Consider the following 8,463-nt stretch of genomic DNA (forward strand, 5'->3'; position numbering starts at 1 on the left):
TTCTGGGACGTCGGTGCTGCAGACCGCTTCAGTCGTCGTCCTCGAGCAGCGGCCGCGACGAGTTCGTCACCACCAGCAGGCTACTCGCCCCCATTGCGAGGGCGGCAAACAGCGGGTTGAGCAGTCCCGTGACGGCGAGGGGGATCGCGATCGCGTTGTAACAAAACGCCCAGCCGATGTTGCCCTTGACGCGCCGATCGGTCGCTCGAGCGAGTTCGAAGACGGTGTCGACGGACGAGAGGTCGTCGTCGACGAGCGCCACGTCGGCCGCGTCGGCGGCCATCGCGGTCCCGCCGCCGAGCGCGATGCCGAGGTCCGCGCTGGCGAGCGCCGGGGCGTCGTTCGTCCCGTCGCCGATCATGACGGTTCGGCCGGTCCGCTTGAGCCGGTCGACGGTTTCGGCTTTCCCCTCCGGCGGGACGCCGGCGAACACCTGATCGACGGCCTCGTGGTCGCGGAACTGCGTGGCCGCGCGACGGTCGTCCCCGGTCAGGACGACGATGTCGGTCCCTGACTCCGAAATCGCGGCGAGCGTCTCGTCCCAGTTCTCGCGGAGGTCGTCGCCGACGACGACGAGACCCGCGGCAGCGCCGTCGCGGCCGACGGCGACCGGGACGCGTCCCGTTTCGCGCGCGTCCGCGATCCGGCCGTCGAGTTCGTCGGGGACGGCCCACCCCCGATCACGGAACAGATCCGGATGGCCGACGACGATCTCGTCTCCGTCGACGACGCCTGAGACGCCGTTTCGGTGGGATTCGAACGAGTCGATTCGGTCGTCCGCACGGCCCTCGTCAGTCGCATCGGCCTCGACCGGACTGTCCGAATCCGATGCCGGCGCGATCGTTCCGCCGTCCGTCACCGGCCTCGCCGCCGCGATCGCCTTCCCGACCGGATGCGCAGAACGGCCCTCGAGTACCGCCGCCTGCTCGAGCAGGTCATCCTCGATATCCGCGTCGACGACGGTCATCTCGCCGGTCGTCAGCGTCCCGGTCTTGTCGAAGACCACGGTGTCCGCGGTGCGGATTCGTTCGAAGACGCTGTCGTCGAAGACGACGATCGAACGCTCGAGGGCGTCCCGGATGCCGGCGGCGACGGCGAGGGGGGTGGCGAGCCCGAGCGCGCACGGACAGGAGACGATCAGGACGGTGAGGCCGACGAGCAGGGCGGCGGCCACGCCGTGGCCGAGCGCGAGATAGACGACCGTCACCACGAGCGCGAGCGCGAGCACGAGCGGAACGAAGATCGTCGCCAGTTTGTCCGCGAGTTTCTGAATGCCGTGGGTGCCGCTCTGGAGGTCCCAGACGAGTTCGCTGATTCGGTCGAGGGTACTCGTGGCGTCCTCGCCGACCGCGACGGTGAGCGAGCCGTCGGAGACGACGGAGCCGCCGACGACCGCGTCGTTCGACTCCTTCGTCACGGGCAGCGATTCGCCGGTGACGACGGCTTCGTCGACTGCAGCCCGGCCGTCGACGACGGTCCCGTCCACGGGGATGCGCTCGCCGGTGCGAACGAGGACGCGGTCGCCGGACTCGAGTTCGCCGACGGCGACGGTCCTCTCGCCGTCGTCGTTAACCCGGCGGGCGTCGTCGACCTGCACGGCGGTAAGGTTAGAGAGGCGCTCCATCGCCTCCCGTTTGAGCGTCGACTCGTAGTAGCCGCCGACGGTGACGATGACGATGATCGCGACGGTTACGTCGTAGTACAGTTCTGGATCGCCGACGGCGATCGAGAGCGTACTGTAGAGGTAGGCACTGATAGCAGCGATCGAGACGAGCAGATCCATGTTCGGCGACCGGGTCTTGATCGCCACGTAGGCACCCTGCAGGATCGGTTTCCCGGTAACCAGCAGAATGATCGTCGTCAGCGCACCGATACCGATGTAGAACGGCGTCGCGCGGCCGCTCGCGAGCGCTTCGGTGAGGAACTCAGTCGTGCGCTCGTCGTAGAACAGCCCGCCGAAGTAGGTTGGGTAGATGATAACGATGTACTGCATCATCACCATCATCCCCATCAGGACACCGACGGCGACCCGTCCCATTTCCCAGTTATCCGCGCGGCGGCGGCTGATGGCGTCCTCCCGGTCGTAGGCGCTGTAGCCGAGCTTACTGATCTGTTCTTTGAGCCGCTCGACCGAAACCGTCTCCGGATCGTGGTCGATCCGCGCTGTATCCGTGACGTAACTCGAACTGGCGTGACTGACGCCCTCGGTGTTCGACGCGACGGACTCGATGAACGCCTCGCAGGTCGCACAGTACATGCCGTCGACCTCGAGGAAGGTCGTTTCGTGGCCCGGTGGGATCTCCCGCGTGTCCTCGCTCTCGCTTTTACCCGCGCCCGCTTCGTCGGACGCCGCTCGCGCGTCGCGGACGTCCGTCGCGTCCACGTCCTCGACGTCGCCGAGCACCTCGTAGACGTCTCGGCAGCCGACACAGCAGAAGCTGTTTCCGCCGCGCGTAACGCCGCTCCCTTCGACGGGGAGGTCACAGAGCGTACAGCCGGGTTCGGTCGAGTTGTCGGTCGTCATCTGTTGGTACTCGTAGGGGTTGAGGGGGGCGCGATCTTAGTGGTGGTCGTGTGCGCCCGGCGCGTCGATGCCGTCGTAGAACGGCAGTTCCGGGTGTGGAACGTGGATCCCGATGCTCATCAGTCCGTGGGCGAACAGCACGTAGCCGAGGACGACGAACGCGACGCCGAGCAGTCGATGGACGCGGCGCCGGTGAACGACGTCGACACTGTCGAGTATCGTCCCGTAGGCGAAGACGGCGGGAATCGTCCCGACCCCGAGCGCGGCGAGTGCAAGCGCCCCGCCCGTCGGCGAGCCCGTCGCGAACGCGTAGAGAAACGCCGGGTAGAGAACGGGGCAGGGCAACAGCCCGTGAACCGCGCCGAGGCCGACGATGCCGGGTCCGTTCGCGAACCGGTGGACTCGAGCCGTCAGCCAGCCGACGACGCGTTCGACGCCGGGCACGTTGATTCCGCCGGTCGTTCGACCCAACAGGTAGTAGACGCCGGTGGCGATGACGAAGCCGCCGACGAGGAGTCCGACGCCGCCGCGAGCGACGTCGACGACGGGTGAAAGCTCGGCCGTGGTCACGAACAGGAGACTGCCGAGCGCGCCGAAGACCCCGCCCAGAAGGGTGTAACTCGCCGTTCGGCCGAGGTTGAACAGCGCGTGCTGGCGCACTTCGTAGGTCGTAAGATGACTCGTTCGGCCTCCGCTTGCGCCCTCACCGCTTTCCATCTGTCCGGCGTAGACGGTTACGAGCGGCCCACACATGCCAATACAGTGCGCTCCGGCGAGTACGCCGATAGCGAGGAACAACAGGACGTCGATGCCGAGGAGTGTAAACGGGTCCATATTTCTGTCTGAGTAGCGATCGAATCGGTCGTTGGCCGACCTAACCGCCGAACGATGTAGTGCGTTTCGCTCGAGCGACGACTTTCGATAATCGTACCCAGAGTCTAGCGGTCGGCAGCCGATCGGTCTCGGGTGAATTGCGCCAGCCTGTAGTCCCAACTGGAACGGTTCCCATACTGATCGCACTCGCTCACGGGTCGTTTGCTTGTCCCGCAGTTCTCGCTTCCTCGAACCGCGCTCCCGTCGTGTGAGCAGGTGTGCACTGACTTCCAGTGGCTACTATACTCCTGAAACACAGGTAAACGCAGTACCGCTGTTCCAACCGCGAGATCGAAAAAACCGACTCGAAAACCCGTTACTCGACGTATCGGTACTTCCGCTCGCCCATCCGCCCCCAGCCGTCGAAGACGAACTCCGACTCGGGCGTCGTGAACTCCTCGACGTCGACGTCCATCTCGTGGTTGTGCACGTCGTGAACTTGCTCGTAGTCCGCCCAGCTCAGATCGTAGCGGTTCTCGAGTTGTTCGTCGACGTTCAACGCCTTGATTTCGTCCTTCCAGCCGTCCTGAATGGTTTCCGCGTGGCCTTCGGCCTGGGCACCAGAGCCGTAGGAACCGACGAGGAGTTTGCTTCCGGCGAGGTCGAGATCGTTCTCGAGGCCGTGTTTCAGCGCGCTCACGCGGGCGACGTGAACGGAGCCGGTGTACCAGTTGCCGACTTCGCGCGAGAGCGTAAGCGTCGGATCGATCGTCGCTTCGTACCACTCCTGGTACGTTTCGGTATCTTTGAGTTTGTCCATATACTCCCGGAGCGCATCGCGGAACGCCTCGTCGTCCTCGAACGCTTCGGAACGGGGTTGGCGACCGATCTCCTCGGCCAACTCGTCTTCGATGTTGGTGTCACGGATCATGTGTCGGTAAGCCAGCAGGCCCGCCTTGCGAACCATCCCCGGGAACGGGGTGTGGAACGGGATGTAGGCGAACTGATCCGGATGGGTGTCGCCGGCGACGCTCTCGAAGTCCGCGAGCGCCTCTCGCATGCGGGCGAGATACACCTGTACGGAGCGTTTACCGTCGACGGAGGGGAACTGTTGGTTCGGCTTGAGAAAGTCCGTCTCGTCTGCCGAGCCGTACCCCTGCTCGGTCGAAAGTTCGACGAGGTCGGGATCTTCGGTGATGTACATCGCGACGGCACCGGCACCCTGGGTCGCCTCGCCGGCGTCGCCGCGGGCGTACAGTGCCGTGTCGGTTGCGATCACGAGTGCACCGCGGCCGCGGTTCCGGCCGGCGCGGATCCAGTTGTAGGCGTCGTCCAGACTCTGGGTGCCCGCAATACAGGCGAACTTCCGCTCGCCCTTGTTGGCGTGGTGAAAGTCCTCGCCGTAGACCTGCTCGAGGCAGCCAGCGACGTACGTCGAAACCGGCTTCGAGTTATCGAAAGCGCTCTCGGTCGCGACGTCGATTCGTCCGATGTCGTCCGGCTCGAGGCCCTTCCGCTCCATCAGTCGATGGGCGGCGTTTGCGCCCATCGTGACGATGTCCTCGTAGCTGTCGGGGAACGAACTTGCGTTCAAACCGAGTCCCTTCGTGTACTTTTCCGGGTCTTCGCCCTTCTCGGGTGCGAACGTCCCGGGTAAGTCGAGTTTGAGGTTCCCGGTCCAGATTTCGATGGCGTCGATACCGACTGCAGTCATACATCGTCAATGCAGGTGCCGACACATGATATTGTCGTTCGAGATGTCGACAGCTGTCGATTATTTCGGCAGTCGGCCGACTCACTCGCGGCGAGTCGACGGATCGAACCGTCGTTCGAAGACGGCGGTAGACGACGGAATAGTGTCAATTCTAATTACCATCGGCTCGATCCAATACTCATTCAACTCGGTCCCTCTCAGAAAGGAGCGGCTTACTATGTACTGTGTCGCGGTAGGGAAACCCGAATGAGACTCGCGGAAGACCGGTTCAGTAGTCACCTTGTCGAGGGCGAATCGATGCGGGATCTCTCTTCCGGGAGACTCCTCGATGACGCCGTTCGCGGAGAGGCCGCGATCGGACTCACCGACCGGCGGCTCCTGTGCGTCTCGAACCTCGGCGAGTTCGTCGACGTGAGATACGACTACATCTGTTCGATCAAGAGTCGACAGCGCACCCAGGTTGCCTATCGATCACCGGACGGGAGCAACCGACTCCTCCATCTTCTAGGCGGCCTTCTCGTCGTCGTCGCACTCGGTGTCGGCGTGCTCTCGTTCTCGGCTGCGGGCGCACTCGAGGCCGGCGTGACGGGGCTGCTTGCCATCGTTACCGTCGTCGTCGCCGCGACTGTCGAGTCCGTGCGCAAACGACCCGGCGTCGGTCGAACGCACGAACCGGTGTTCGTCGGCGCGGGCGTCCTCGCCCTCTTCGGTCTCGTCGGTGCTAGCCTCCTCGTGGCCGGTGTGGTTACGTCCCTGTACGCCCTCCTGACGCTCGGCGGACTCGGACTCGTCGGCTACGCCCACCGCTATCGAGCGGACCTCGACGGAACGGGACTCACCAGCCATCAGGAGACGCTTCTGACCATCAACACGATCGACGGCGAAACGGTTCGTATCGCGGTCGACACTGACGCCGACCTCGACCACAAACTCAGCACCTGCGTCCACCAGCGCGACGCGGCCCCGGTCGATACGCCGGTGATTACGTCGCCAGTCGATTGAGCGTCCCGGCGATGGGGTGCCGTTCCGGACCACCGTCTCCCACGCCGAAGCGTCTCCCTACGCGTACAGTCGCGTCCGCTCACGACGGCAACCGATCCGGAAGTCACGACAGTACTCCGCCGTCGACGCGTTCGCTGTGCCACACGCCGGACAGCGGTCGGTCGGGTCGCCCTCGTTCTCGAGTCCAACCCCACTCGCCAGCACGAGGAATATTGTTTCATACGGTTTGCTGTAACGATTTACCGGTGGGACCGCAGGACGACTCCCGGCCCCACCGAAAATAACTTACAGCAGACAGTATCAGTGGCGACGATCGCTGTCAGTCGTCGTCGGATTCCGGCTCCGGGTTGGCTCCACTCGAAGCTATCTCACCAGAATTCGGAACGTCGACATCATCTTCCTCCCGCAGGAACAGCGACCGCTGGGTGCCAAAGGCGAGCACCATCGAGGCGACGGCGATCAACGTAATAACGGAAAACGGTCCCCCGGTGATAATCGCGGCCGCCTGCAGTGATTCGACACCGCCCGTCACAATCAACAGCGAGGCGAGCGCGCCGATCATGAAGCCCCAGAGAACTCGGTTGATCGTCGACGGACGCTGTGCACCGCCCGTCGTGAGCATTCCAAGGGCCAGGGTCGACGAGTCCGCGGATGTGATCAGAAAGAGGAGCACGAGCAGGAGAAACAGTGCGGTCAACAGGCCGCCAAGTGGGAGCGCTTCGAAGAGCGGATAGCCCGCACCCGCCTCGTCAAACGTCTGAATCGCCGACAGCACGTCGGCCTGGCCATCTCCTTGTAGGTAGATCGCCGTCCCACCCATCGTCGCAAACCAGGGGATCGTAATGCCGGTCGACGCGAGCACACCGGTGACGGCGACCTGCCGGACGGTTCGGCCGCGGGAAATCCGTGCGATGAACAGGCCGACGAACGGCGTCCAGGAGAACCACCAGGCCCAGTAGAAGATGGTCCAGTCGCCGACCCACCCCGACACGCCGCCGCTCCCGGTCTCGGCAGCACCGGTATAGAAACTCATCGGGATGAACTGGCTGATGTATGTCCCGAGCGCTTCGGTTCCGATTGCCGTGATGTAGTTCGTCGGACCCAGCACGAAGGTGACTATCGTCAGCAACCCGAACAACCCGAGGTTGACGTACGAAATTCGGCGAATTCCCTTCTGAACTCCCAGTGCAACCGACGCAGTGAACGCGACAGTCATCCCGGTGATAATGAGAATCGTTCCGAGATCGCCGACCGAAACACCCATCGTCCACTCGAGGCCGACCAGAAACTGGCTGCCGACCAGCCCGAGGGTCGTCGCAACCCCACCGATGGTTGCGAACACCGCCAGGATATCGACGATCTTTGCGATCGGACTATCGAGATTGTCGATGCCGATCCACGGCGCGAGCACCGTCGAGATACGCATCGGCGCGTCGTAGCGATACGCACAGTAGGCGATCGGCAGGGCGACGACGACGTACGCCGTCCACGCGGAGACACCCCAGTGGAAAAACGTGTACTGGATTGCGCCGACGGCGGCCTCTGAACTCTGGGCTTCGGCCCCAATAAACGGCGAGACGTCGTCGTAGTGGGAGACCGCCTCTGCTGGTCCCCAGAAGACGATTCCCGCGGCGATCCCCGCCGAGTACAACATCGCGAAATACGAGAGAAAGGCGAATTCCGGTTCCTCGTCTTCCTCGCCGAGTTTGATGTTTCCCCAGGGGCCGAAGATCAGGAAGATCACGAACGCGACGAGGAAGAACATCACGATCAGATACCACCAGCCAAAACCGGTCCAGATCACCTCGTTCGCGGCGTCCAGATAGCCGGTTGCCGTTTCCGGTACGGCGACGAACGCGATCACTGCAGCGAGAGCGATCGAGAACCCGACCCCGAACACGGTCGTATCGAGCTCCTCGAGAACTCCCTCGTCGGAACTCCCGCGATCCGGATCACTCATTGTACTGGCGCGCTGGTACTGCTCCCACGATGAGGATTCGGATCGATCGGTGAGCCTGCTTGACTGGGAGCGACTGCCGTTGTCGATAGGAAATCATACCTGTCGGTTGAGGAGAACGCGGGACTGCGGTTCTGTCTTCCCGACTACCGCAACGACGCAAATATGCGCTTGGCTTGCACTGGTGTGGAACAAATCGCGACGAACTGGAGGAAACTCTCGCCCGGCTCCCGCTCTCGAGCACGCTCGCTCGAGAGTTGATACGGTTTACTGTACGTCATTTCCGGCGCAACCGCGACCCGGGCGGCGGTTGCGCCGGTAAACCGTTACAGCAAACCGTATGAGAAATCACTCTCGAATTAGCTAGCGGGTATGTGTTTACCCCGAGGTCTCGACAGCCGGCACAGCGTGAGCCCGTGAGATCATCTCATTGCTGCTGACGACTCGGCGAAG

General features: G+C 63.5%; 5 protein-coding genes. 1 reads left to right on the forward strand and 4 read right to left on the reverse strand.

Annotated features, from left to right (window positions below; genetic code table 11):
• Nucleotides 1-28: 28 nt before the first annotated feature.
• The 3 genes from GS429_RS01495 to hmgB all read right to left on the reverse strand — a co-directional run bounded on the left by GS429_RS01495 (nucleotide 29) and on the right by hmgB (nucleotide 5,051).
• A complete protein-coding gene (locus GS429_RS01495; protein ID WP_160062054.1) occupies nucleotides 29-2,524 on the reverse strand; it encodes a heavy metal translocating P-type ATPase in 2,496 nt (831 codons plus the stop codon).
• A gap of 36 nt (nucleotides 2,525-2,560) precedes the next feature.
• On the reverse strand, nucleotides 2,561-3,358 hold the full coding sequence (locus GS429_RS01500; RefSeq protein ID WP_160062056.1) for a sulfite exporter TauE/SafE family protein: 798 nt from the start codon (nucleotides 3,356-3,358) through the stop codon (nucleotides 2,561-2,563).
• Between the two features lie 355 nt (nucleotides 3,359-3,713).
• Nucleotides 3,714-5,051 (reverse strand): hydroxymethylglutaryl-CoA synthase, encoded by a 1,338-nt coding sequence (hmgB, locus tag GS429_RS01505; RefSeq protein WP_160062058.1) that lies wholly within the window; start codon nucleotides 5,049-5,051, stop codon nucleotides 3,714-3,716.
• Between the two features lie 246 nt (nucleotides 5,052-5,297).
• Here hmgB and GS429_RS01510 point away from each other — a divergent pair, with 246 nt between their 5' ends.
• Nucleotides 5,298-6,053 (forward strand): hypothetical protein, encoded by a 756-nt coding sequence (locus GS429_RS01510; RefSeq protein WP_160062060.1) that lies wholly within the window; start codon nucleotides 5,298-5,300, stop codon nucleotides 6,051-6,053.
• A gap of 319 nt (nucleotides 6,054-6,372) precedes the next feature.
• Here the strand turns inward: GS429_RS01510 and GS429_RS01515 are convergent, their stop codons facing one another.
• Entirely contained in the window at nucleotides 6,373-8,013 is a 1,641-nt protein-coding gene (locus GS429_RS01515) for a BCCT family transporter (RefSeq protein WP_160062062.1), read from the reverse strand.
• Nucleotides 8,014-8,463: the final 450 nt, after the last annotated feature.

This window comes from Natronorubrum halalkaliphilum (assembly GCF_009834785.1).
In the GTDB taxonomy this organism is placed as follows: Archaea; Halobacteriota; Halobacteria; order Halobacteriales; family Natrialbaceae; genus Natronorubrum; species Natronorubrum halalkaliphilum.